Genomic DNA, 23,405 nt, shown 5'->3' with positions numbered 1-23,405 from the left:
TTTGTATGGTGTATGTGCTTTGAAATTAAAATGGATATCAATAAACAAAATACCATTTTTGAAAAGATAAATATAGAAATTTAATTTTTTATTATAATTCATATGAACTGATAAAGAGGAAACTATGTAGGGTATCAAGTGTTTAGGTAAGGAATGGGTACTAGTTTATGTTAGATGAAATAAACGGTTACCTAGTTTTGGAGGAGATTTAGGGTGCGTTTAGTCTTATCAGGATATTATGGTTTTTATAATGTTGGAGACGAGGCGATTCTACAATCAATTATTGAATCGTTAAGTAAAGAGAACCCGGATATAGAACTAGTAGTACTATCAAATGATTCTAAATATACAAAGGAAATGTATGGTGTAGAATCGGTAGATCGCTGGGATATAAAAGCTGTTTATCATGCGATCAAAAACAGTGATGGAGTTATTAGTGGTGGCGGGAGCCTTCTTCAAGATCAGACAAGTACGAAGAGTATTCTATATTATACGGGTATTATGGGACTCGCTCGATTATTAAAAAAGCCGTATTATATTTATTCACAAGGAATAGGTCCAATTACAAAAGGATATAATCGTCTATTAGTAAAATGGAACTTGTCAAAAGCTTCCTATGTATCAGTTCGAGATGAGGATTCGTTTTTATATTTAAAAGAACTTGGCATAAAAAACGATATTGAAATTGTTCCAGACCCTGTTTTAACATGGAAACGGACAAAACAATCGGATTGGTTGCAAAAGCATTCGATACATGGAAAAGTAATCGCGGTTAGTGTGCGTTATTGGAATGCAAAAGAAGATTATATAAAAAAATTAGCTGCGGCATTAAAAAAATTAAAGCAAGAAGGATACCAAATTCTATTTGTTCCAATGCATGAGCCATTTGATCAAAAAGCTTCGCGTGAAGTAGTAGACTTAATGGGAGAAGAGACGTATATGCTTCCGTATAAAATGGATATCGACGAGAAAATATTCATTTTATCACAATGTTCATTACTAATTGGTATGCGTCTTCATGCACTTGTTTTTTCTGCCGTAGCCAAAACTCCAATGGTCGGGATTTCATACGATCCGAAAATTGATTCGTTTTTAAGTCAAGTGAATCAGCCAGTTATAGGGAGTGTGGATGGCGAATGGAGTGCTGAGTATTTATATGAAATTGCGAAAAAGCAATTAATGCAACAAGGAACTGTGCAGCAAGAGTTACAATTGACAATAGATGAGCTTCGGTTGCAAGGCAAACAGGCAACAAAGAAACTCATTGATCATATGGAAAAAGGCACTTTATTAAAAAAGTAAAGTGTCTTTTATTTTGTTTTGAATTTAATGAAAATTCTAATTAAAAAAACGTTTTATTTTAATTCCTATTTATTATGCTAAAATGATTGTGATTATTATATAATCAAATTTGTGATAATAAATTCGTAGATTACGAGGAGGATAACCTTGAAGACTTTTTCAAAAGGTATAACAGCAGTGGCATTAACGGGATCATTACTTTTAACTCCTATTTCAAGTTATGCGGCAAATGATGATATTACAGGACATATGTTTGAGACGAATATGCGCTCACTTATTACTAAAGGAGTTTTAATGGGGTATGGAGACAATGTATATGCGCCTGATAAATTAGTAACAAGAGCAGAGTTTGCTACATTCATAGCAAGGGCTTTAAATTTACCAAAAGCTGATTCGAATTTCGAGGATGTGCCGAAGACTTACGGTTTATATGATGGTGTAAGTAGAGCATATGGAGCGAAAATTATTAATGGTCGTACGAACGAGACATTCTCACCAAATGATGTGATTACACGTGAAGAAATGTCGATAATGGTAAAGCGAGCGTTAGACTATAAAAATATTAAAGTAGCTGTAAGTCCGCTTACCTTTACTGATAAAGATAGTATTAACTATAAAGAGCATGTGCAAGTTATGGTGGCTACTCAAATTATTAAAGGGTATCCAGAAGATAATACATTTAGACCACATTTATCAGCTACAAGAGGGATGGCTTCAGCTATGTTGGATCGCATGCTTCAGACGATTGAAAAAAACGGAAATAGCAATCCTGTAGAAACTAAGAAATATGTTGTGACAAATGTAAGAGAAAATGGAACAGAGCAAGAAATAGAGCGCTATAATACGTATAAAGAAGCGGTTACGGCTGCTCAAAATAAAGGTATGAATGCGGTAAAATACGAGAACGAATTTTTATGGATTAAAGATGGTTTTGCAAGTGCGAAAAGAATAACTGGGCAAAACATCATTAATATTTATGATGAGAATTTATCAACAGTATATACGTATATTCAGTATGGAACAGAATTGAAAGTATTAGAAGTTGGCGAAGATCGTGTGAAAGTTCAACTTTCTGGTTTGACAGGTTATGTGAAGAAGAATGAAATCACTTTAATTCCTACAAATGAAATGAAACAGTCGTCTTATTATGTGAAATCAGATGGATATTTATACCATAAATATTATACATATAATACAAGTTCACCTGGATATACAGAATTTAGATATGGTGTGGCACCTTCTTTCATGAAGCAAGGACAGCAAATGTATAGTGTAGATGGAAAGACATTTGGAGACGAAACTTTCTATCAATATTTCAATTATTTATCATTACGTTCGAAAACAGATTATACAGCTGAACAACTAGATAGTTATGTGAAATCGATTAAACCAGACTCTCCATTAATTGGTTTAGGAAAGAAATTTAAAGAAGTAGAAAGCAAGTATAATGTAAATGCATTATTCTTATATTCATTAGCAATTCATGAAAGTTATTATGGAACAAGCGCTCTTGCAAAAGACAAAAATAATTTATTTGGTTTAAAAGCAACAGACGATAGTCCGTATGGTAACGGAGAAGCATTCAATTCAAAAGAAGATTGTATTGAACATGCAGCAAAATTATACATGAATGAAGGATATTTAAATCCAGGACATTGGCGTTATACAGCAACATATACAGGTGATAAAGCTGCTGGTTTAAATGCGAAATATGCATCTGATGCGAACTGGGGGAAAAAAGTAGCGGGGCATATGAACCGTTTTGATTCTTATTTAGGTAAAAAAGAATACAACAAGTACAAACTTGCACGTGTGATGAATAACGTGGAAGTGAAAAAGAATCCTAGTATATCAAATGAGCGACTGTATCGTTTAAATACAAATGTAGTTGTCACAGTTACTGGTGAAGAGATAATAAATGGAAAAGCGTGGGTTAAAGTTATTTCAGATAATCCTACTGTAACAGAAGCGTATATTGCAAAAGAAAGCTTAGAATACGTAAAACATTAATTAAATAAAAAAGAAGGTGCTACTAATATTTCGTAGCACCTTCTTTTTATTCAATTTCAAAATCAACAATGATATAAGCGAGTATAACAACGAAGAAAATACTAACGGCTGGTGCTGTTAATACGTGGCCAGACATAAAGCCAATGCCAAGTGATAGAACGAGTGTGCTCGCTAATAGCATATACTTTACTTTCATGATTTTCTTAAAGTTTGTGATCATGCGGATAAATAATTTAATACCAAAGTATAGAAGAGGTATTAAGTAAATAAGGAAACCGACAATTCCAAAGGCGAAAAATAGGTCATGGAAGTCCATTTCAATTAATTTAATTTTATCTGTGTAGTTACCAGCGTAACCCATTCCGAATAGTTTTTGTGAAAGCGGTGCGTCTTTATAGTATTGTTTGTATGTTTTTAAGAATTTGTCGCGATCACTGTAAATTAAACTTTTTACTTCAGAATCTGTAAGTTCACCTTTTGCATGTTTTTTTGCATCTTCTGGATCTGCTTTAATTACTTTTCCTTCTTTTCGATCTTTCTCTTCTTGTACTGATTTTTTGTATTCGTATATTTGCATGTGAATGCCCATATTTTTTGCGATAGGAGTATGCGGTGTAAGAGCAATTAAACCTCCTAGTATAACTGCGACAACAACGGTATTTACAATATGTGTGAATCCTTTTCCTTCTTTTTTACGATTTATCATATATTCAATGAATGAGAAGAAAAGTGCTACGCCTAATGTAATAACAATTGCGCCATATCCGACTTTCGTTCCGACCATAATACTTGCATACATCGCAAGTATTGTTGGAATCCAGTAATATATTTTCGAGAAAGAAGTTGTTTTATGAATCGAATATAAGACAATGATTGGGAACATAATGGCGAAAAGAGAACTTAAATCATTTCCAGCGAAGAACCAACCTCTTGAACCGATTTTTGAGTGAGGATAGCTTGGGAAATCCGTTCCAGTTTGCATTGCGACAATCATTGTAATGCTTAAAATTAAAGTTGCATATAAGAAATATGTAATGATTTTATGGAATACATACTCTTTATTTTTTAGCTCTTTAAAGGCGATAATATATCCAAACAGTAGCACAATTGGATATACGCTCTTTAAGATGAATTTAACTTCTTCTCCAAATGAAACTGGAGATTTAACCATCATATTATTTACAAGACCGATTGCGAGTGCGATCCCGAGTAAGCACAAATAGAGGATGTACTTTTTCGCATCTTGTTGTTTGTGATGAAGAAGTAGGTACCCTAATGCAAGAAGCATAAAGGCGAAACGGACTACAACTCCAACTGTTGCGCTCATGTGTAGTATATAGATTGAAAAAGATGTTAATAAATCTAAAATTGGTTGAAACACAATGAATAGCAATAGGAAATGTGGGAAGTAGTTATCCGTTTGTTTCAACTTATTAACCATATGTTCCTCCAGTTCTTCATTCCTTTATTACAACACCCAAAAGATGGGTATAAAGCCTTTTTTACATAGTAAGGCGAATGAATTTCAATATTTGTTTTTTTATCAAACTTAAGAATACACCATTTCATTGTAATGGTAAATAGATGAAAAGCATGGATAAACCGACTTTAATTTCTATATTTTTCAACGGAATTGTATGTTTTATACGGTAAATGTACAAATTGCGAGATTATTAGACAGAAAATTGAGAAAAAAGAAGGATTTTTCAGTGGTTTTCTATAATTATATAAGTATAATCTTTATGGAGAAAAGAGGGGTATGTAATGGAAGTAACGAGTAAAACAGAATCTGTTATTGTGAAATATGAAGGTAACGTTGCAACGGTTATGGTCAATCGCCCAGAGGTGTTAAATGCGTTAGATGAGCCGACATTAAAAGAGTTATTACAAAAGTTGAAAGAAGTAGCGGAAAGTTCTGCGCATATCGTTGTGTTATGCGGGAACGGCCGTGGTTTTTCTGCGGGTGGGGATATTAAATCGATGCTTTCAAGTAATGATGAAAGTAAGTTTGATGGCATTATGAATACCATTTCTGAAGTTGTCGTGACATTATATACGATGCCAAAGCTTGTTATTAGTGCAATTCATGGACCGACTGCAGGTCTTGGGTTAAGTATTGCGTTAACAGCTGATTATGTAATGGCGGATATATCATCTGTTATTGCAATGAACTTTATTGGAATCGCTTTAATTCCAGATGGAGGCGGTCATTTCTTCCTTCAAAAGCGTGTCGGTGAAAATATGACGAAGCAAATTATTTGGGAAGGTAAGAAGTTATCAGCGACAGAAGCGCTTGATATCGGCTTAATTGATGAAGTAATCGGCGAAGATTTCCAAACGGCTGTGAAACAAAAAATTAATGAATGGTCACAAAAACCGATTAAAGCAATGATTCAAACGAAGCAAATTTTATGTGAAGTAAATCGCTCTAATTTAGAGCAAACATTGCAATTAGAAAAGCGTGGTCAATATGCAATGAGACAAACAGCGGATCATAAAGAAGGAATTGCTGCGTTTTTAGAGAAACGTTTACCAGCATTTAAAGGGGAATAAAGTGAAGTGAGGATTTTGTCCATTCCTCACTGATTATTAGCTCGTTAATTCGGGATAAAGGGGAGAAAGTGCTAACACATTTTAGTATAATTGTGTTAGCACTTTTTTTAAGGAGTAATACATGAAGAAAATGATCGGTGTTATTACTATTATTTTGCTTACATATTCTGCTTTGCATAGTACACCATCTTTGGCAGTTCGGACTGCGTTGTTTTTTGAGGGACATCCAAGTGTTGCATTTTCTGACGGGGTGACGAAAGAAAAAGATGTGAAAAAAGAAGCGATTCCAGATGAGTATCAAACTCTATATGGTAAGGACGAAGACTTAGGGCACTATTTCTTTCCGCATGTAAGAGCACATGGATCAGGAATTGATATGTTAAGTGCGTGCGTGAAGAAAAAATGGTTTTTCTATAAAGCAGAGCTCGGATGTTATTAAATATAGGAGGATGAATGATGTCAGCATATAACAAGTTAGTAAGAGATCGTGTTCCAGAGAAGATTTTAATGTCTGGAAAAACGTATACAGCACAAAAATTAACAGGGCAAGCATACATACAGGCTTTAGCGAAAATTGGAACGGAAGAAATTCGTGAATTTGCTTCTATGAAAGAACGCGAACATGCGCTAGATTCTCTTGCGGATGCGCTAGAAGTTATCATTTCATTAGCACGTGCAGAAGGTGCATCGATTGAAGATGTAGAACGCCTTCGTAAGAAAAAAGAAGTAGAGCGCGGTGGATTTGAAAGAGGTATTTATTTATTAGACGTTTCAGAAGAATAGTTTTATAGGAAAAGCATAGCGTTAATGAGTAACGCTATGCTTTTTTGTTGCAATGAAGCTAATAATGAAGAAGATAGCTGTTAATATCCAGCCGATTGTAATAGAAGTAGTAGTGTGAATGGCATAAGAGATTTGTAAACAAAATAATGATGCTAAAAACCAAATGAGTGCAATGTGTATATATTTTTTTGATATATTCATATTTTATAACTCCTTTTATATACTAAAAAGAATTTTACTACAATTTAGAAAATTAAGCTATATAAGTAGAGGTTTTCTGGTGAATTTTGTATACTGAATAGTAGAGAAAAAGAGGAGGAAGCGACAATGGCACATCATGCGAAAGAAACGATGGAACTGATTAAGGAGCTTGTCTCTATTCCAAGTCCATCTGGAAATACAGCAAAAATTATTAATTTCATTGAAAACTATGTCAGTGAGTGGAACGTAGAAACGAAACGTAATAATAAGGGAGCTCTTATTTTAACGGTAAAAGGGAAAAATGATGCACAGCACCGCTTATTAACGGCACACGTTGATACGTTAGGTGCGATGGTAAAAGAAATTAAGCCTGACGGTCGCCTGAGTCTTTCTATGATTGGTGGATTTCGCTGGAACTCCGTAGAAGGGGAATATTGCGAAATTGAAACATCAAGTGGCAAGACGTATACAGGAACAATTTTAATGCATCAAACATCTGTACATGTATATAAAGATGCAGGTGAAGCAAAACGCGATGAGAAAAATATTGAAGTTCGTATTGATGAGCGCGTATTTTCAGCTGATGAAGTACGCGAATTAGGAATTGAAGTAGGAGACTTCGTTTCATTTGATCCGCGCGTTCAAATTACAGAGAGTGGATACATAAAATCACGTCATTTAGATGACAAAGTAAGTGTTGCAATTTTATTAAAATTAATTAAAAGATTACAAGATGAAAACATAACATTACCATATACGACGCATTTCTTAATTTCTAATAATGAAGAGATTGGATACGGTGGTAACTCTAACATTCCAGAAGAAACTGTTGAATACTTAGCAGTTGATATGGGAGCGTTAGGTGATGGACAAGCATCTGATGAATATACAGTATCTATTTGTGCAAAAGACTCTAGCGGCCCGTATCATTATGCACTGCGCAAACATTTAGTAGAGCTTGCGAAAACGAATCATATTGAATATAAAGTAGATATTTATCCGTACTACGGATCTGATGCATCAGCTGCGATTCGCGCGGGATTTGATGTGAAACATGCTTTAATTGGAGCGGGTATTGATTCTTCCCACGCATTTGAACGTACGCATGAAAGTTCTATTGCGCATACAGAAGCATTAGTGTATGCATATGTAATGTCTAATTTAATTGAAGAATAATTTCATAGATAATAGAGAGCTGATTAAAGATATTATTTTTAATCAGCTTTTTATTTGGCAAAGCGATTAGGAGACATGTCCTAATCGCTTTTTTATCCCGCTATTTGCCGGGCAGTAAGACTCCTACCTCAAAATTCAGCGAAAGCAAAAAAGTTAGATTGGTGAGGGCTGATTAAAGTTTTTTATATACATTCATTATAAGTTATATATATGCGATTTTTGTTATACGGCCGGAAACGTATTTACTATAGATATATAATGTTATACACTATGAAAGGGATTAATTAATAGTTAATATTTTTTAGTTAGCTTGATTAAAAAAATTGTATGAATATGAAGTTTTGAGAGGAGATTTATTTTTCATGAAGTACAAAGCAATAGCCGCAGGTTTATTAGCAGCAAATTTACTAGCACATCCAATTAGTAGTTTAGCAGAAACGAAGAAATTCCCTGATGTTTCAGATAGTGCGTGGTCAAAAGACGCAATTTATTATTTAGTAGAGAGAAATGTAATTAACGGTATGCCAGATGGTAACTTTATGCCATACGGAAATTTAACACGTGCTCAGGCAGCAAAGATTATCGCAACAGCAATTGGTGCTAAAATAGATCCAAATGCAAAGCCGTCTTATAATGATGCAAAAAATAGTTGGGCAGCTTCATTTATTGCAGCCATGGAAAAAGAGAATATTATTAAAGGGCGAGAACCAGGAGTATTTGATCCTGAAGGAAAAGTAACTCGTGCTGAAATGGCAGCTATGCTTGTAAGAGCATATAATCTGAAAAGCAAAGTAACAGGACCAGTTCCTACAAAATTTGCTGATTTAGAGAATCATTGGGGTAAAGAAGAAGTTAATATTTTAGTAGAATTAAAACTTTCGTTAGGTACGGAGGATGGCTGGAAACCGAATGATTCTATTACGCGTGAACAAGCAGCTCAACTTACTGCGCAAACAGATAAATTTAGCAAGAATAGTGATCGTCCAGTAGAAACAAAGAAAATGTACATAGATAGAAAATTCATTACATATCACGCACCATCATTAAGTTCTGGGATTAGTGCAAATCAGCATAATCCACAAATGGTTGAAATTAAAGAAGAACGAGATGGATGGATCAAAATTGCAACAAGTAAAGGTGATAAATGGACACCTTTAGTAGAGAAAACAGAAGTTATTAATGAAGGATTCACTACTTATGCAGAAGCTTCTTCTTCTTCAAAAGTAATGGGAACACATAACGCACAACAAGTAACTGTTATTGAAGAGAACGGCAGCTGGATTCGTATCCGCATGGGCGCTGGTTTCCAATGGGTTAATAAAAATCAATTAAATCCAGTGAAGCAAGGTAACTTCTTAGAAGGAAAAGCGATTATCATTGATCCAGGTCATGGTGGAGCAGATTCAGGTAATCCAGGTTATTATGAGAAAGAAAGTGAAACTGTATTAGATGTATCACTACGATTACAGAAGATATTTGAGAAAAAGACACCATTTACTGTGTTATTCACTCGTACAGATGATACACGTCCAGGAACAAGTGCTTCTGATTCTTTAAAGAAACGTGTAGAATTTGCTCAAAAAAATAATGGGGATATTTTTGTAAGTATTCATGGTAATGGCACGGAAGAGAAAAATGGACAAGGTACAGAAACGTTCTACTATGAATCAGCGACAGCAAGAGGAACAAATCCTAACGTATCAGAAAGTCGTTTACTAGCAGAAAAAATTCAAGAGCGTCTTGTAGATGCACTGGGAACAAAAGATCGTGGTGTGAAAAAAGGCGATTTATACGTAATTAGAGAAAATACAATGCCAGCTGTATTAGCAGAATTAGCATTTGTAGATAATAAAAGTGATGCAGATAAAATAGCTACACCAGCGCAGAGACAAAGTGCAGCAGAAGCAATTTATCAAGGTATTTTAGATTACTATGAAGAAATGGGTAACAACGTGTCTTCTTTCCGTTAATAAATAATAAGAGATTGCCATTGGCAGTCTCTTTTATTTATTAACGTTTCTCTTTATTTCCGGCATATGATATCATTTAATTTTATATACAAAAGAAAAGTATTTGAGTAATTGTAATCATAACAATTTTAAACGATAGAGGATGATAATAGATTGAATAATCATAGTAAAACACCTGCCTGTATATATACGTATGCATTTCGTGAGGAGGAGCGTGCTTTATGTTACTTGGAAATGCGCTCGTTCTTTGGAATGGAGTCCCACGTTAATATTTTAAAAAGTGATGTCAAAATTGACCCGAGTAGAAGTGCGTTTATTAAAGAGCGAATTGAAGTTATGTATGAAGGGGACGACTTAGAAAGCATTTTAAAACAAGTGGAACAAATTGATTTGGCGGGAGCGACGTTCAAAGTCATCTTCGTTAAAATCAATGACCTTGTTGGAGAGAATAAAATTGAATATGGAGAAAGACGTCTTATTGAAAGAGACCTCGGCATGCATATTGAAGGAGAAGCGGATGTTCGTAATCCAGAGCGTGTATTCGGGATTGTTCCTCTTGGAGGACGCTGGTACTTCGGGCACTATGTAGAAAGCGAACCAGTTTGGTATCATCACATAAAAAAACCGCATAGTTATTCGACATCTCTTAGCACACGTGTTGCGAGATCAGTTGCAAATATCGCTGTACCAAATCCAGAGGGAGTACGAGCAATTGACCCGTGCTGCGGTATTGGAACAGTAGTAGTAGAAGCACTTTCTATGGGGATTAACATCGTTGGTAGAGATATAAATCCACTTGTAGTTCTTGGAACGAGAAAAAACATCGCACATTTCGGATTTGAAGGAACAGTAACAAAAGGGCCGATCGAGGAAATTACTGAGAACTACGACGTTGCCATTATCGATATGCCGTACGACTTATTTACGCATGCCACACCAGAAGATCAACTATCAATTCTCTCAAGTGCACGCCGCATCGCGAAAAAAGTAGTCGTTGTCACGATGGAAACAATGGACGACATGATCCATGAAGCAGGATTCGAAATTACAGATCGCTGTATTACAAGAAAAGGATCATTTACTAGACAGATTCTTGTTTGTGAATAAGAAAGAAAGGTCACCCGTTTGGGTGACCTTTTTTGTTTGTATTGATGTGTAATTGGTTGGTGGTTTAGGTAGATGAATTAGCGAAATTTGTCGGTAAGTCGATATTGCATGTCGAATCGCCGATATATTGTGTTGAATCGCTGATATATTCCGAGAATCGCCGATATCGTTACATTAGAATGTTACTGTTCTTTTAATTTCTCTTGTTGTGCGATTAATAAATTGCGTAATATGTGTCCGCGGTAACTTTCTAGTTTTCGTCCTTCATGATAGCGTACGCCTAATTTTTTTAGTTCAGCTACGTACCAGCCCTTTGTTCCGTAATACATGGGATCACTTCCTTTTTGCTTTTGAACAGTATATGTTGGGGGTGGAAGTAACTTTCCAGTGAAAATAATAAGACTGGTTGTATCAAGGGGCTCCATAACATAGCCTCTGGACAGTGTATAAAAAAATAGACAGTAATGTATGCTTTTTTAAACAATGTATACAAATTTATACCCTATGCGTTGGCATGATATTTGCAATGAAAAGAGTATCAACGTATAGGGGAGAGATAGAAATGAAGGTTAGTAAAATATATACAACGATTGATGCACACGTGGCTGGGGAGCCGCTTCGAATTATTACGGGTGGTGTGCCAGAAATAAAAGGAGAAACGCAGCTGGAAAGACGCGCCTACTGCATGGAACATTTGGACCATCTTCGTGAGGTTCTTATGTATGAACCGAGGGGGCATCACGGCATGTACGGTTGTATTATTACCCCGCCTGCAAGTGCTCACTCTGATTTTGGCGTATTATTTATGCACAATGAAGGTTGGAGTACGATGTGTGGGCACGGTATTATCGCTGTTATTACAGTTGGAATTGAAACGGGTATGTTTGAAGTAAAGGGGGAAAAACAAAAGTTTATTATTGATAGCCCGGCTGGGGAAGTCATTGCGTATGCAAAATATAACGGGAGCGAAGTAGAGTCCGTATCATTTGAAAATGTTCCTTCCTTTGTATACAAAAAAGACGTTCCTATTAAAATAGATAACTATGAATTTCAAGTAGATATCGCGTTTGGCGGAGCTTTTTATGCGGTAGTAGACTGTAAAGAATTTGGCTTGAAAGTCGATTTCAAAGACTTATCTGCTATTCAAGCGTGGGGCGGTAAAATTAAGCACTACATCGAGAGCAAAATGGAAGTGAAGCATCCACTTGAAGAAGGATTAAAAGGGATATACGGCGTTATTTTCTCAGATGAACCGAAAGGGGAAGACGCAACTTTACGAAATGTAACAATCTTTGCTGATGGGCAAGTAGATCGTTCTCCTTGCGGTACAGGAACTTCCGCAAGAATCGCAACTCTTTTTGAAAAAGATGCTTTACAAAAGGGAGAAATTTTCGTCCATGAATGCATTACTGACGGGAAATTCGAGGGGGAAGTATTGTCGGTAACCGCAGTAGATACATATGAAGCTGTCGTTCCGAAAGTAACGGGGCATGCCTTTATTACAGGATTTCATCAGTTCGTTGTAGACCCGAGAGATGATTTGAACCGTGGATTTTTGTTAGGATAGAAGGAGGGGGTGGAAAGATATGCTAGTCATAAGCGCGAACGAACAAAGAAACTTAGTAAATATGAATGAAGTTATTGAATACGCGGCGCTTGCTTTAAAAGAATTTTCCGCAGAAAGAACGATTACACCAATAAGGGGCTCATTACCATTTGCGAACGAGCGAAATACGGCATTAATTATGCCTTCAGTAGCGGAAGGGCTTGAGGCACTTGGCTTAAAAGTAGTAACGGTAGTCCCGCAAAATAAACAGATAGGAAAGAAAACGATCAACGGGATTGTGATGCTATCAGACTTTCAAACGGGAGAACCGCTCGCACTTTTAGAAGGATCGTACTTAACGATGATTCGAACAGGCGCCTTATCAGGAGTAGCGACAAAATATTTAGCTCGTCATAACGCAAAAACTTTATGCATTATCGGCACGGGTGAACAAGCGAAAGGAATTGCTGAAGCAATATTTGCGGTTAGAGATATCGAAAAAGTCATCTTATACAATCGCACAGAAGAAAAGGCGTATGCATTTGCGGAATATATACAAGAGAGATTCAACAAACCTGCATATGTTCACACAAATGCAAATGAAGCAATAAGCGAAGCAGACATCATCGTCACAACTACGAACGCATCCACACCAGTCTTCTCAGAAAAACTACAAAAAGGCGTCCACGTAAACGCCGTCGGCTCATTCAAACCGAGCATGCAAGAACTACCCTCACATGCCATAGCTAAAGCAAACAAAGTAGTAGTCGAATCAAAAGAAGCAGCACTAGACGAAACAGGAGACCTTCAAGTTCCGATAAAAGAAGGTCTATTCAAAGCAAACGCCATTCACGCTGAACTTGGTCAAATTATAAGCAAAGAAAAAGCTGGACGCGAAAATAATGAAGAGATTACTATTTTCAAATCAGTTGGTTTGGCGGTAGTGGATATTATCGTTGCGAAGTATTTGTATGAGAAAGCGGTGGAGCAAGGAGTAGGGAATAAGATTGAGTTTTGAGACTGCCTTTTGGTGGTCTTTTTTGTTGATGTGGGTGTGCTAGTATTTATAATTGAATCCTTTTAATATTATGTTGCAATGTATGAATTCTGTGCGGACATCACATCATTCATTCAATTGGTATATGAAAAAAGTTGCCCCTCTCATTATTAGAGGGGCAACTTTTTACCATTCTCGCCATTCTTCTGTTATATCTTCCTCGGATTCTAAGCCAGCTATTCGTGCTGCTGTATCGATAAATTCATAGAGATCTTCTCTTTCCATTGTTTCAATAAAATAGTCATGTTCGTCATTTAATTCATTTATGTTAAGAACAACCTCTTTAACAACATGCATTATTTCAATTTCAGTTGGATTTTTTCCCAATTGCTCTAAATTATTTATGTAAGTATCAAGAACTTTATTTGTTGCACTTATATTTTCTTCAGTGAAAAATTCCCCATCTTCATCATTCTCAATCCATTGGGTTGTTGGTTTGTTTTTTTTCAATTCATCAAATGTCATGATAACCTCCTAAATGTGTTTTTTGTCTTTAATCCCATTCTACATTTTCGGTCATATATAACAATCATTTTAGAGTTTTTTTGTAAGCTACTAGTTTTTTAACTCATTTTACGAGGTAACCTATTCGTGGTCTTCTTTTTTAATCCTCCTTATAAATATATTTTATGGCAAGAATGTATTAGTAGATTTCAAACTTTCCACATTTACAAAAAAGTTTGACTTTACATACAGGTAGTGGTAATTTAAAACTTATAAGAAAACTCGGGATTAATTCCGAGTTTTCTTATGGGTATAACTAGTTTGAGGGGGCCGAAAGATGAAACAGAAGTTATTTGCATTACCATTTGTTCTAATACTACTTATTGCATTAGCGGCTTGTTCTGGGGAAAAAGATTCTTCGAAGCAAGCGGGCACTAGTAAATCAGGGACTCCGAAAGACGGAGGGGCGTTAACGATTGGTGTTAGCGATAATCCAGATACGATGAATCCGCTTTATGCGAATGATCGTGTGTCATTAACTGTGCAGCAAGCTTTATATGCGCCGCTATATCATATGGAAGACGGTAAGAAAAAGTTTGTTCTTGCTGAGAGTTTTACGCCTTCAGAAGATCAATTAACGTGGACATTGAAATTAAAAGATAATTTGAAATGGCATGATGGTAAGAAAATTACATCAGACGATATAGCATTTACATTCCAATCTATTTTGGATGAGAAGCAAAATAGCTCAAGTCGTGAAAACTTTATTTTTAAAGGAAAGCCGCTTGATGTGAAAAAGGTAGATGAGTTAACAACTCAATTCGTTTTACCACAAGTAAGCGCATCTTTCGAAGGTGTAATGAATGATTTCTTCCCAATTCCGAAACATGTATTTGAAGGGGAAGCAGATTTAGCGAAGAGTAAGAAAAACTTACAGCCTGTAGGATCAGGGCCGTTTAAGTTTAAAGAGTATAAATCAGATGAGTATGTTGCATTAGATCGATTTGATGATTATGTAGGTGGGAAAGCTAAATTAGACTCTATCGTATACCGCGTTGTAAAAGACCGTAATACAGCAAATGTTTCACTGCAAAATGGTCAAATCAACATGAAAATGATTGAGCCGCAAGACTTTAAAAAACTAGATAGTACTGGGAACTTCTCAATGGTGACATTCCCTGAAGGTAGATTATTCTACTTATCTTATAACATGAATACAGATTTGATGAAGAAAAAAGAAGTGCGCCAAGCAATTGCGCATGCGTTAGATAAAAAAGAAATGATTAACTCAGCATTCGTTTCGGGTGAATTTGCAGAACCAGCAAATTCAATCTTAACGCCAGACGCTATGTATTATGCGAAAGATATTAAAGGCTATAAGTATGATAAAAAAGAAGCGAAAGATTTATTAGCAAAAGCTGGTGTGAAAGATAAAGAAAAAGTACGTGTTATGTATGTAACGAATAATAAAATCATGGAAAGCTTAGCGCTTTATACACAACAAAAATTAAAAGAAGTTGGCTTAGAAGTTGAACTAAATGCATTAGATGCTAGTGCGGCAAGTGAAAAAGGCTTAGATAAAGAGAATAAAGAATATGACATTACATTTGGTGGTTACATAATGGGACCTGAGCCAGATTCATATAAGAGCTTATTCTTAAGCAATGCTGAATACAACTATGCACGTTATAAAAACGCTGATTTCGATAAGTTATGGGAAGAAGCTGCAGTTGAAACAGATAAAACAAAACGTGCAGAGCTATACCATAAAATTCAAGAAACAGCTAGAGAAGACGTACCTTATCTACCAATCGCATATCCGAAAGCAGTTATTGCAGTAGATAAAAAGTTTGATGGATTGAAAGAAGCAAAAGCAATTCCTGTCACAATGTTTGAAGATCTATCTAAGATTTATGAAGTGAAATAAGAAACAGTAAAGAAGCTGGTGGAAATCAGCTTCTTTAGCTTGAGGGGGGAAGTTTGTGTATAAAGTAATTGCGAAGAGGCTTTTAAATGCAATTCCGCTTTTATTTGTTATTTCTATTATTTCTTTTCTATTAATAAAGCTAGCGCCGGGGGATCCTGTTCGAAACTTTGTAACGCCAAATATGAGTCCAATTGATGTGGAGCGTATTCGCAAAAGTTTAGGACTAGATCAACCAATTTACGTGCAGTATATTTTATGGTTAAAAAATATTTTAACAGGAAACTTTGGTTACTCACTTCAAAATCATCGTCCTGTTTTAGATCTTATCGCAGAAAGATTACCCGCAACAATTGGGTTAATGGGATCATCTTTACTCGTCTCATTCGTAATCGCAATACCACTTGGACTATTTACAGGTGTGAAAAAGAATTCGTTCTTTGACCGCATTGTAAACTTTATTTCATATGTTGGTATTTCTATGCCGGTTTTCTGGTTTGCACTACTATTAGTCTACTTATTCTCTTTAAAATTGAACCTACTTCCGAGTATGGGTATGCGCACCGTAGGTAAAGATTCTGTTTGGGATATTGTGCAACACGGCATTTTACCTTGTATGGTGCTAGCGTTCCAAAACGTCTCTGTTTATATGAGATATATTCGTTCCAGTACAATTCAGCAATTAGAAGAAGACTATGTACAAATTCAATATGCGTACGGTGCTTCGAAAAAAACAGTTTTATTTAATCACGTACTTCGAAACGTATTAATACCAATCATTACAATTTTCGGATTATCCATTCCAAGTTTAGTAGGCGGGGCGTTTATTACGGAAACAGTATTCTCATGGCCGGGACTTGGTTCGCTCGGGGTGAATGCTATTTTTAGATTTGATTATCCAATTATTATGGCAATCACATTGTTATCATCGTTCATGTTAATTCTCGGTAATTTAATTGCTGATATTTTATATGGCGTAGTAGATCCGCGCATTCGAATGAGGGGGTGATTTGGAATGAATAATAGGAGATTTCAAACGTTAAAAAGTAGTTTTACGAAAAATAAGTTTGTACTAATAGGAGTTATTATACTTGCGGTTTTAACAATTGCATCGATATTCGCATTCGTATCACCGTACGATCCTAGTAAAATGTCGATTCCAGATCGTTTACAAGAACCGAGTATGAGTCATCCTTTCGGCACGGATGATTACGGAAGGGATTACTTAACGAGGGCATTATATGGCGGAAGAGTTTCACTTGCGGTCGGTTTCCTTGCGATGGTTGTTTCCATTACAATCGGAACCGCAGTCGGAACAATTAGCGGATATTTTGGCGGAAAGTTAGACAACTTCTTAATGCGAATTGTGGAAGTACTTATGTCAATCCCATCATTCTTCTTAATGCTGTTATTAAATGCTTATTTAAAACCAGGGATTACGACGTTAGTTCTTATTATTGGATTACTAACATGGATGGACACCGCTCGTATTGTAAGGGCAGAAACGCTATCTGTAAAAGAGCGTGAGTACGTTTTATATGCAAAAGTATCAGGACAGAAATCACTCACAATTATTGTAAGACATATCATTCCTAACATTTTATCAACCATTATTATCGCTGCGACATTAACAATTGCGACATCGATTTTAATGGAATCATCACTTAGTTTTTTAGGTTTAGGTATTAGAGAACCAGATTCTTCTTGGGGCAGCATGCTAAACAATGCGCAAGGATATATTGGTGAAGCTTGGTATTTAACACTTTTCCCAGGATTCCTTATCCTTTTAACGGTACTTAGTTTTAACGTAATTGGTGAAGCATTGAAGAAAGCTTTCGCACCAAAAGGAGCCGGACATGAAAACTAAAGTGTTAAGTGAAAGGAGTGAGAAGCGTGTCTGAAAAACTACTAGAAGTGAAAAATTTAAAGACTTCTTTTTTCATAGAAAGCGGAGAAGTAGAAGCAGTTCGCGGCGTTACATTTCGTTTAAATAAAGGAGAAGTAGTTGGTATCGTTGGGGAGTCTGGAAGCGGAAAGAGTGTGATGGCGAAGTCTGTTATGTCTCTCGTTACATCACCAGGGAAAGTGAAAGAAGGGGAAATTCTTTTTCATAATGAAAATATCCTTTCTAAATCTGAGAAAGAATTACGTTCTATTAGAGGAAATCAAATTTCACTTATCTCTCAAGACCCAATGTCAGCGCTAAATCCGGTCGTGAAAATTGGGAAACAAATGATGGAAGTAATTATACGTCATCAAAAAGTGAAAAAGAAAGAAGCAGAGCAAATCGCGGTCAACTTGTTAAAACAAGTCGGTCTTTCTTCACCAGAAGAAAGGGTGAAACAATATCCGCATGAACTAAGCGGAGGTATGAAGCAGCGAGTTATGATCGCAATGGCGATGTCTTGTAACCCTGACCTTCTCATTGCGGACGAACCGACGACAGCACTTGATGTAACGATACAAGCACAAATACTAGATTTAATGAAAAACTTAAAAAACGAAACGAACATGGCGTTACTTCTTATTACGCATGACTTAGGAATAGTCGCACAAAACTGTACACGCGTTATCGTTATGTATGGCGGACTTATTATGGAAGAAGGACCTGTACTTGATATTTTCCAATCGCCGAATCATCCATATACGAAAGGGTTATTAAACTCTCTGCCAAAAATAGCGAACGGCGTAAAAGAGAGACTCGCGCCAATTCAAGGTGTAACGCCAAACTTATTAAACCCGCCACAAGGTTGCCCATTCGCAGAGCGTTGCCCGCATGCGATGGACATTTGTGAAAAAGAACGTCCGCCATATTTTGAAATTGGAAACGAAAGACGTTCCATGTGCTGGTTAAACGATAGGGCGGTAGGTGATTTTCATGCATGAAGAAAACTTAATTGAAATTCGGAACTTAAAAAAATACTTTCCTATTAAAAAGGGACTATTCGGCAGAAAAACGGAGCAATTAAAAGCAGTCGATGACTTAAGTTTCACAATTAAAAAGGGTGAAACATTCGGGTTAGTAGGAGAATCTGGATGCGGAAAATCAACGACAGGAAGAAGTATCATTCGCTTACACGATGTCACTTCAGGTAACGTTTTATTTGATGGAAAAGATATCGCAAGTTTAAAGGAAAGTGAACTAAAAGAATATCGAAAACGAATGCAAATCATTTTCCAAGATCCATACGCATCATTAAACCCGGCAATGAATGTATTCCAAATTATTAGCGAACCGATGAACATTCACGGTTCTTACGAAAAAGAAGAACAAAAAGAAATCATTTTAGACCTTCTGAAAAAGGTAGGATTAAAAGAAGAACACTTATATCGCTACCCGCACGAATTTAGCGGGGGCCAGCGCCAGCGCATTAGCATCGCGCGTGCATTATCTGTAAAACCAGACTTTATCCTATGTGACGAACCAATCTCAGCACTCGATGTCTCAGTCCAAGCACAAGTCGTAAATATGCTGCAAGACATACAAGAAGAAACAGGAGTCACATATTTATTCATCGCACATGACCTATCTATGGTAAGACACATATCAGACCGCATCGGAGTCATGTACTTAGGAAACATAGTAGAAATTGCCGACAGTGAAGACCTATACACAAAACCGGCACATCCATACACACAAGCACTACTCTCATCTATGCCAGAACCAGATCCAACAAACATTGGCAAAGAACGGATTATCCTAGAGGGAGAAGTACCGAGCCCTCTAAACACACCATCCGGCTGCAAATTCAGAACGCGCTGCAAATTCGCCACTGAAAAATGCGCACAGGAAGTACCGAAGATGGTTGAGATTGCGAAGGGGCATGAGGTGGCTTGTCATTTGTTTTAGAGGGAGAGCACTAGGGGGGACCTGGTGCTTTTTTGTTTTGTTAGTAAGGGATGGGGGCGTTTTTATACTAATAAATTTTATTTAGAATTATAGCGTAAAGTAATCTTTATTCGTATATCAATATAAAATAAAGGGTCGGAAAATAAGATGACACCTTTGAGGTTTCATCTTATTTGAATTTCTTATCGTATAATTTTCCTATACCTAATGTTAATAAAAAACATAATAATGATAAAGGGATATAGTAGTATATGAGTTTGTTTGGTGTATCAAAATAGCTTGGGTATGCATAATAAATTGGGAAAACAATGAAACAATGTAAAAGAAAGTACGAAACCCCTAAAATTAAGTTTTTCATAGATGATCATCTCCTTACTAGAGATTAACGATATTTTGTTTGTGATTTGCCTTTCAAGTTCTTTTGGGAATACATTACCACTTTAGAGACGCCGCCAGGAGTCCCAGAGCTATATGTAATTATCATAGACATTGGTTTCCAATATGCAGAAGCAACTGAATAATATGTTCCTGCAATAAAACTACCCGCCGCGACAAGGTTACCTCCTAAAAATCCAGAAAGCCCAATTAATGCTCCATTCATTAAGTATACATTTGTCATATCTGCTATTTATCTAGTATAAGTCGTGCCTGGTTTTCCGCACTGTATAGCAGGATAACATGTATATTGAGTTATATTAGGTGATATTATTTGTACCTCTTGTTCAATTAATTCATTTTCTAACTCTTCCGCATAAGAATTAGCAGGTGCTACTGCTAACATAGAAAATGTACAAAGTGTAGATGTTACCCCATACCCATCAACTTAACAACTTTATAACTTTATAACACTCTAAAACAACATTTCCCTAAAATGAAAAAAATGCTATTCTTTATATATATATTTCTCCAGCAAGAATAGCGTTTTTTTATATCGATGGTTCTTCTATTTAATTACGATAGATAATTTGTAATTAGCATGTTCGTTTAGTTGAGTTAAGAATTGATCAAGGGCTTCATTAGATGGAAACTTACACTCTAGAAGATAACAACCTTCACCGCTAATTTTGAAGTTCTTTATGATATATTCCTGTTGTGTTTTTACAAATGATAAATAGGAACTGTGTTGAATGCTCCTTGTATAAATATTTATAAATGCGTGAACATAGTAACCTAGTTTTCTTTCATTCAGTTTAATCGTATAACCTTCTATGATGCCTTTCTCTTCTAGCCTTATTACTCTAGATGAGGTTGCTTGCCCCGTCAGATGGACTTTTTCTCCTAATTCCTTCATTGACGTACGGCCATTTTTCAATAACGCTTCTAGTATTTTTTTATCTGTATCATCTAACACCGTGACACATCCTTTCACATTTCAAGTCAAACCTTATAAATTTTTGATTTTATCTATGTAACATGATTTCTCTCATATTTTATACTATTGTTGAATCATATAAAAGGGAGGAATACCGCATGGATATTAGACTTATACGTAATGCAACACTTGTTGTACATTATGCAGACAAAAAGTTTTTGATCGATCCTTTTTTAGCTGACAAAGGATCCATTCCACCGTTTCCAAATACACCAAATCAAGATATGAGAAATCCGTTAGTTAGTTTACCAATTTCTATAGAAGAAATTATTCAGGTTGATGCGGTTATCATCACGCATTTACATCCTGATCACTTTGACGAAGTTGCTAAAAAAGTTTTACCTAAGGATATAAAAATCTATGCACAAAATGAACATGATATTGAGGCTATTAATAAAGAAGGCTTTCACAATATAGAATCTTTACAGCATGTTACCAACATAGAAGAAATTAAGCTATTTAAAACAAATGGACAACATGGAACTGGCGAAATCACAAAGTTTACCGGTGAAGTATCAGGTATCGTATTTAATCATCCAGACGAGCCGAGATTGTATGTGGCAGGTGATACAATATGGTGTAACGATGTTCAACAAGCAATTGACACGCACGACCCTGAAGTTATTGTGATCAATGGAGGTGCTGCTCAGTTTCTAGAAGGTGGCCCTATTACAATGACAAAAGAGGATATTTATGACACAAAACAGGCAGCACCACAGGCCAAAATTATCGTTTCTCATATGGAATCACTTAACCATTGCCTATTAACCAGAAAGGAATTGAATGACTTTATTGATGAGAAAGGATTATCTAACACTATTTTAGTGCCATCTGATGGGGAGTCCTATTCGTTTTAAAGTGGTGCAGTTAACTTAAACCAGAATATGAAAAGCCCGCTTTCTTAGTATGATGAGAAATTGGGCTTTCGTTACTTCACAATCTTTGGTCTATAGAAAAAGGAAAAAATCACACCTGAAATTAAACTGATATAACCTTAAGTTGATGGATGTGAGATGTTACCCCAATAAACGCCTTTTTTAGTTTCATATTGATTCCCCCATCCTATTGTAAATGATATATTTTTCTGTATATTCTTATATTATTTGTTTTATTTACAAAAATATAGGCTTTTTTAATATATTAAACTTTGTGTATGCGCTTTCAAAGGTGGTTAACGAACTAAATAATACATGTCATAATGGAATAGAAGAGAAGTGAATTTGATTATTTTTCCGTTATACAATTCAAAAAACCTCTACATATAAGTAGAGGTTTTTAAATTATATATTAATGAATTATGCTTTCTTAGATAAAGTAAATTGAGTTCAGATAAACGAAGAACATAGAATACATAATTTTAACTAGACTTATTATTAGCTAGTGTATCCCCACCACCAAGCTCCGCCTCAATCTGCGAAGTCTTCGATGACTCATCCATACGCCAATACGTAATAAAGCTGACCGCGATACATCCAGCTACGTAGAAGTAGAATAGTGATTCCATTCCGATACTTTTTAGCCATAATGCGATGAACTCAGCTGTTCCGCCGAATATCGCAACTGTTAGTGCATATGGTAAACCTACGCCAAGTGCGCGAATTTCAGTTGGGAAGAGTTCTGCTTTTACAATTGCGTTAATGGAAGTGTAGCACCGATCATCATGAGTAAGAATGCACCGATTGAATTTGCATACTTTGGAGTGAACCAATAAAGTGAGACAAGGATAGAACACCCAGTCTGTCGTGTGTAGATGTAAACGACAAATTGAAGGTGTTTCTTTCTTTTGTAGGGAGCGTGGATGCCGGTGTGGGATTGGTTGGTGGTTTTGGTGATAGTTTTCGCGAAATTTGTCGATAAATCGATATGTTGTGTCGAAACGTTGATATATTCGGAGTTACGATCGATATAATTGAATAATCGTTGATATATTTTTGTAAAGAGTGGGATTGGTTGTAGATTAATGGTCAGCGACTGTCTATATTTGTATCTCCTATCATATAATTCCCTTTATTTTTTAACTATAATGCTGGGAAAGCACGTAAAGTAAGACAAAGTATTAAAAATCATCGTGATGAAGTGTATCGTATTGATGTATGTATTGTAGAAGATC

At 35.9% G+C, this 23,405-nt stretch carries 22 protein-coding genes and 2 pseudogenes; 17 read left to right on the top strand and 7 right to left on the bottom strand.

What is annotated here, in order from left to right:
* The first annotated feature begins 213 nt into the window (after positions 1 to 213).
* Both csaB and ABWK52_RS15635 read left to right on the top strand, forming a co-directional pair.
* Positions 214 to 1,302 carry a polysaccharide pyruvyl transferase CsaB gene (csaB, locus tag ABWK52_RS15640; protein WP_001241591.1) on the top strand — a complete coding sequence of 363 codons (1,089 nt, stop codon included), beginning with the start codon at positions 214 to 216 and terminating at the stop codon, positions 1,300 to 1,302.
* 147 nt (positions 1,303 to 1,449) lie between these two features.
* Positions 1,450 to 3,312 (top strand): S-layer homology domain-containing protein, encoded by a 1,863-nt coding sequence (locus ABWK52_RS15635; protein WP_061655625.1) that lies wholly within the window; start codon positions 1,450 to 1,452, stop codon positions 3,310 to 3,312.
* 46 nt (positions 3,313 to 3,358) lie between these two features.
* Here the strand turns inward: ABWK52_RS15635 and ABWK52_RS15630 are convergent, their stop codons facing one another.
* Positions 3,359 to 4,753, bottom strand: a complete 1,395-nt coding sequence (locus ABWK52_RS15630; protein WP_000247535.1) for an O-antigen ligase family protein — start codon at positions 4,751 to 4,753, stop codon at positions 3,359 to 3,361.
* A gap of 323 nt (positions 4,754 to 5,076) precedes the next feature.
* Between ABWK52_RS15630 and ABWK52_RS15625 the strand changes: the two genes are divergently transcribed.
* The 3 genes from ABWK52_RS15625 (at position 5,077) to ABWK52_RS15615 (ending at position 6,648) form a co-directional block, all read left to right on the top strand.
* Positions 5,077 to 5,865 (top strand): enoyl-CoA hydratase, encoded by a 789-nt coding sequence (locus tag ABWK52_RS15625; protein ID WP_000454179.1) that lies wholly within the window; start codon positions 5,077 to 5,079, stop codon positions 5,863 to 5,865.
* 121 nt (positions 5,866 to 5,986) lie between these two features.
* A complete protein-coding gene (locus ABWK52_RS15620) occupies positions 5,987 to 6,304 on the top strand; it encodes a hypothetical protein (protein ID WP_016109311.1) in 318 nt (105 codons plus the stop codon).
* A gap of 17 nt (positions 6,305 to 6,321) precedes the next feature.
* Positions 6,322 to 6,648: a nucleoside triphosphate pyrophosphohydrolase gene (locus ABWK52_RS15615; protein ID WP_001277348.1), complete on the top strand. Its 327-nt coding sequence runs from the start codon at positions 6,322 to 6,324 to the stop codon at positions 6,646 to 6,648.
* A gap of 21 nt (positions 6,649 to 6,669) precedes the next feature.
* On the opposite strand, the gene ABWK52_RS15610 is transcribed toward ABWK52_RS15615, so the two are convergent.
* On the bottom strand, positions 6,670 to 6,849 hold the full coding sequence (locus ABWK52_RS15610; protein WP_001027083.1) for a hypothetical protein: 180 nt from the start codon (positions 6,847 to 6,849) through the stop codon (positions 6,670 to 6,672).
* Between the two features lie 126 nt (positions 6,850 to 6,975).
* Between ABWK52_RS15610 and ABWK52_RS15605 the strand changes: the two genes are divergently transcribed.
* The 3 genes from ABWK52_RS15605 (at position 6,976) to ABWK52_RS15595 (ending at position 11,102) form a co-directional block, all read left to right on the top strand.
* Complete coding sequence (locus tag ABWK52_RS15605) at positions 6,976 to 8,025, top strand: M42 family metallopeptidase (protein ID WP_000930027.1); 1,050 nt, start codon at positions 6,976 to 6,978, stop codon at positions 8,023 to 8,025.
* A gap of 362 nt (positions 8,026 to 8,387) precedes the next feature.
* Positions 8,388 to 9,995: an N-acetylmuramoyl-L-alanine amidase gene (locus tag ABWK52_RS15600; RefSeq protein WP_000875323.1), complete on the top strand. Its 1,608-nt coding sequence runs from the start codon at positions 8,388 to 8,390 to the stop codon at positions 9,993 to 9,995.
* Between the two features lie 153 nt (positions 9,996 to 10,148).
* Positions 10,149 to 11,102, top strand: a complete 954-nt coding sequence (locus ABWK52_RS15595; RefSeq protein ID WP_001059308.1) for a TRM11 family SAM-dependent methyltransferase — start codon at positions 10,149 to 10,151, stop codon at positions 11,100 to 11,102.
* A 182-nt stretch (positions 11,103 to 11,284) separates the two neighbouring features.
* On the opposite strand, the gene ABWK52_RS15590 is transcribed toward ABWK52_RS15595, so the two are convergent.
* On the bottom strand, positions 11,285 to 11,527 hold the full coding sequence (locus ABWK52_RS15590) for a YflJ family protein (RefSeq protein WP_016109314.1): 243 nt from the start codon (positions 11,525 to 11,527) through the stop codon (positions 11,285 to 11,287).
* Between the two features lie 137 nt (positions 11,528 to 11,664).
* On the opposite strand from ABWK52_RS15590, the gene ABWK52_RS15585 reads away from it, so the two are divergent.
* Both ABWK52_RS15585 and ABWK52_RS15580 read left to right on the top strand, forming a co-directional pair.
* On the top strand, positions 11,665 to 12,669 hold the full coding sequence (locus ABWK52_RS15585) for a proline racemase family protein (protein WP_098286265.1): 1,005 nt from the start codon (positions 11,665 to 11,667) through the stop codon (positions 12,667 to 12,669).
* Positions 12,670 to 12,688: 19 nt separating this feature from the next.
* Positions 12,689 to 13,666 (top strand): ornithine cyclodeaminase family protein, encoded by a 978-nt coding sequence (locus tag ABWK52_RS15580; protein WP_098541685.1) that lies wholly within the window; start codon positions 12,689 to 12,691, stop codon positions 13,664 to 13,666.
* 165 nt (positions 13,667 to 13,831) lie between these two features.
* On the opposite strand, the gene ABWK52_RS15575 is transcribed toward ABWK52_RS15580, so the two are convergent.
* Complete coding sequence (locus tag ABWK52_RS15575; protein ID WP_016109317.1) at positions 13,832 to 14,170, bottom strand: hypothetical protein; 339 nt, start codon at positions 14,168 to 14,170, stop codon at positions 13,832 to 13,834.
* Between the two features lie 316 nt (positions 14,171 to 14,486).
* On the opposite strand from ABWK52_RS15575, the gene ABWK52_RS15570 reads away from it, so the two are divergent.
* Genes ABWK52_RS15570 through ABWK52_RS15550 form a run of 5 tightly spaced genes read left to right on the top strand, consistent with a single transcriptional unit; the run spans position 14,487 to position 19,923 of the window.
* A complete protein-coding gene (locus ABWK52_RS15570; protein ID WP_098541687.1) occupies positions 14,487 to 16,076 on the top strand; it encodes an ABC transporter substrate-binding protein in 1,590 nt (529 codons plus the stop codon).
* 55 nt (positions 16,077 to 16,131) lie between these two features.
* Positions 16,132 to 17,082, top strand: a complete 951-nt coding sequence (locus ABWK52_RS15565) for an ABC transporter permease (protein WP_097863027.1) — start codon at positions 16,132 to 16,134, stop codon at positions 17,080 to 17,082.
* Positions 17,083 to 17,088: 6 nt separating this feature from the next.
* Complete coding sequence (locus ABWK52_RS15560; RefSeq protein WP_098219921.1) at positions 17,089 to 17,940, top strand: ABC transporter permease; 852 nt, start codon at positions 17,089 to 17,091, stop codon at positions 17,938 to 17,940.
* A 26-nt stretch (positions 17,941 to 17,966) separates the two neighbouring features.
* Positions 17,967 to 18,959 carry an ABC transporter ATP-binding protein gene (locus ABWK52_RS15555; RefSeq protein ID WP_001291149.1) on the top strand — a complete coding sequence of 331 codons (993 nt, stop codon included), beginning with the start codon at positions 17,967 to 17,969 and terminating at the stop codon, positions 18,957 to 18,959.
* Entirely contained in the window at positions 18,952 to 19,923 is a 972-nt protein-coding gene (locus tag ABWK52_RS15550; RefSeq protein ID WP_141530080.1) for an ABC transporter ATP-binding protein, read from the top strand. The genes ABWK52_RS15555 and ABWK52_RS15550 overlap by 8 nt, the downstream gene beginning before the upstream one ends.
* Positions 19,924 to 20,305: 382 nt before the next feature.
* On the opposite strand, the gene ABWK52_RS15545 is transcribed toward ABWK52_RS15550, so the two are convergent.
* Positions 20,306 to 20,542, bottom strand: a complete 237-nt coding sequence (locus ABWK52_RS15545) for a hypothetical protein (protein ID WP_097797110.1) — start codon at positions 20,540 to 20,542, stop codon at positions 20,306 to 20,308.
* A gap of 324 nt (positions 20,543 to 20,866) precedes the next feature.
* A complete protein-coding gene (locus ABWK52_RS15540) occupies positions 20,867 to 21,274 on the bottom strand; it encodes an Lrp/AsnC family transcriptional regulator (protein WP_016083083.1) in 408 nt (135 codons plus the stop codon).
* 119 nt (positions 21,275 to 21,393) lie between these two features.
* Between ABWK52_RS15540 and ABWK52_RS15535 the strand changes: the two genes are divergently transcribed.
* Positions 21,394 to 22,152, top strand: coding sequence for an MBL fold metallo-hydrolase (locus tag ABWK52_RS15535; protein ID WP_088069554.1), 759 nt, complete (start codon positions 21,394 to 21,396; stop codon positions 22,150 to 22,152).
* A 500-nt stretch (positions 22,153 to 22,652) separates the two neighbouring features.
* On the opposite strand, the pseudogene ABWK52_RS15530 reads toward ABWK52_RS15535, so the two are convergent.
* Positions 22,653 to 22,975: pseudogene (locus ABWK52_RS15530) on the bottom strand (alpha-ketoglutarate transporter); the annotation flags it as partial.
* A gap of 327 nt (positions 22,976 to 23,302) precedes the next feature.
* On the opposite strand from ABWK52_RS15530, the pseudogene ABWK52_RS29785 reads away from it, so the two are divergent.
* A pseudogene (locus ABWK52_RS29785) lies at positions 23,303 to 23,405 on the top strand (nucleotide excision repair endonuclease); the annotation flags it as partial.

The organism is Bacillus sp. AP50, assembly GCF_040492675.1.
Lineage (GTDB): Bacteria > Bacillota > Bacilli > Bacillales > Bacillaceae_G > Bacillus_A > Bacillus_A cereus.
The sequence above is the reverse complement of the archived record's forward strand: the minus strand, read 5'-3'. Positions and strand labels throughout refer to the sequence as shown.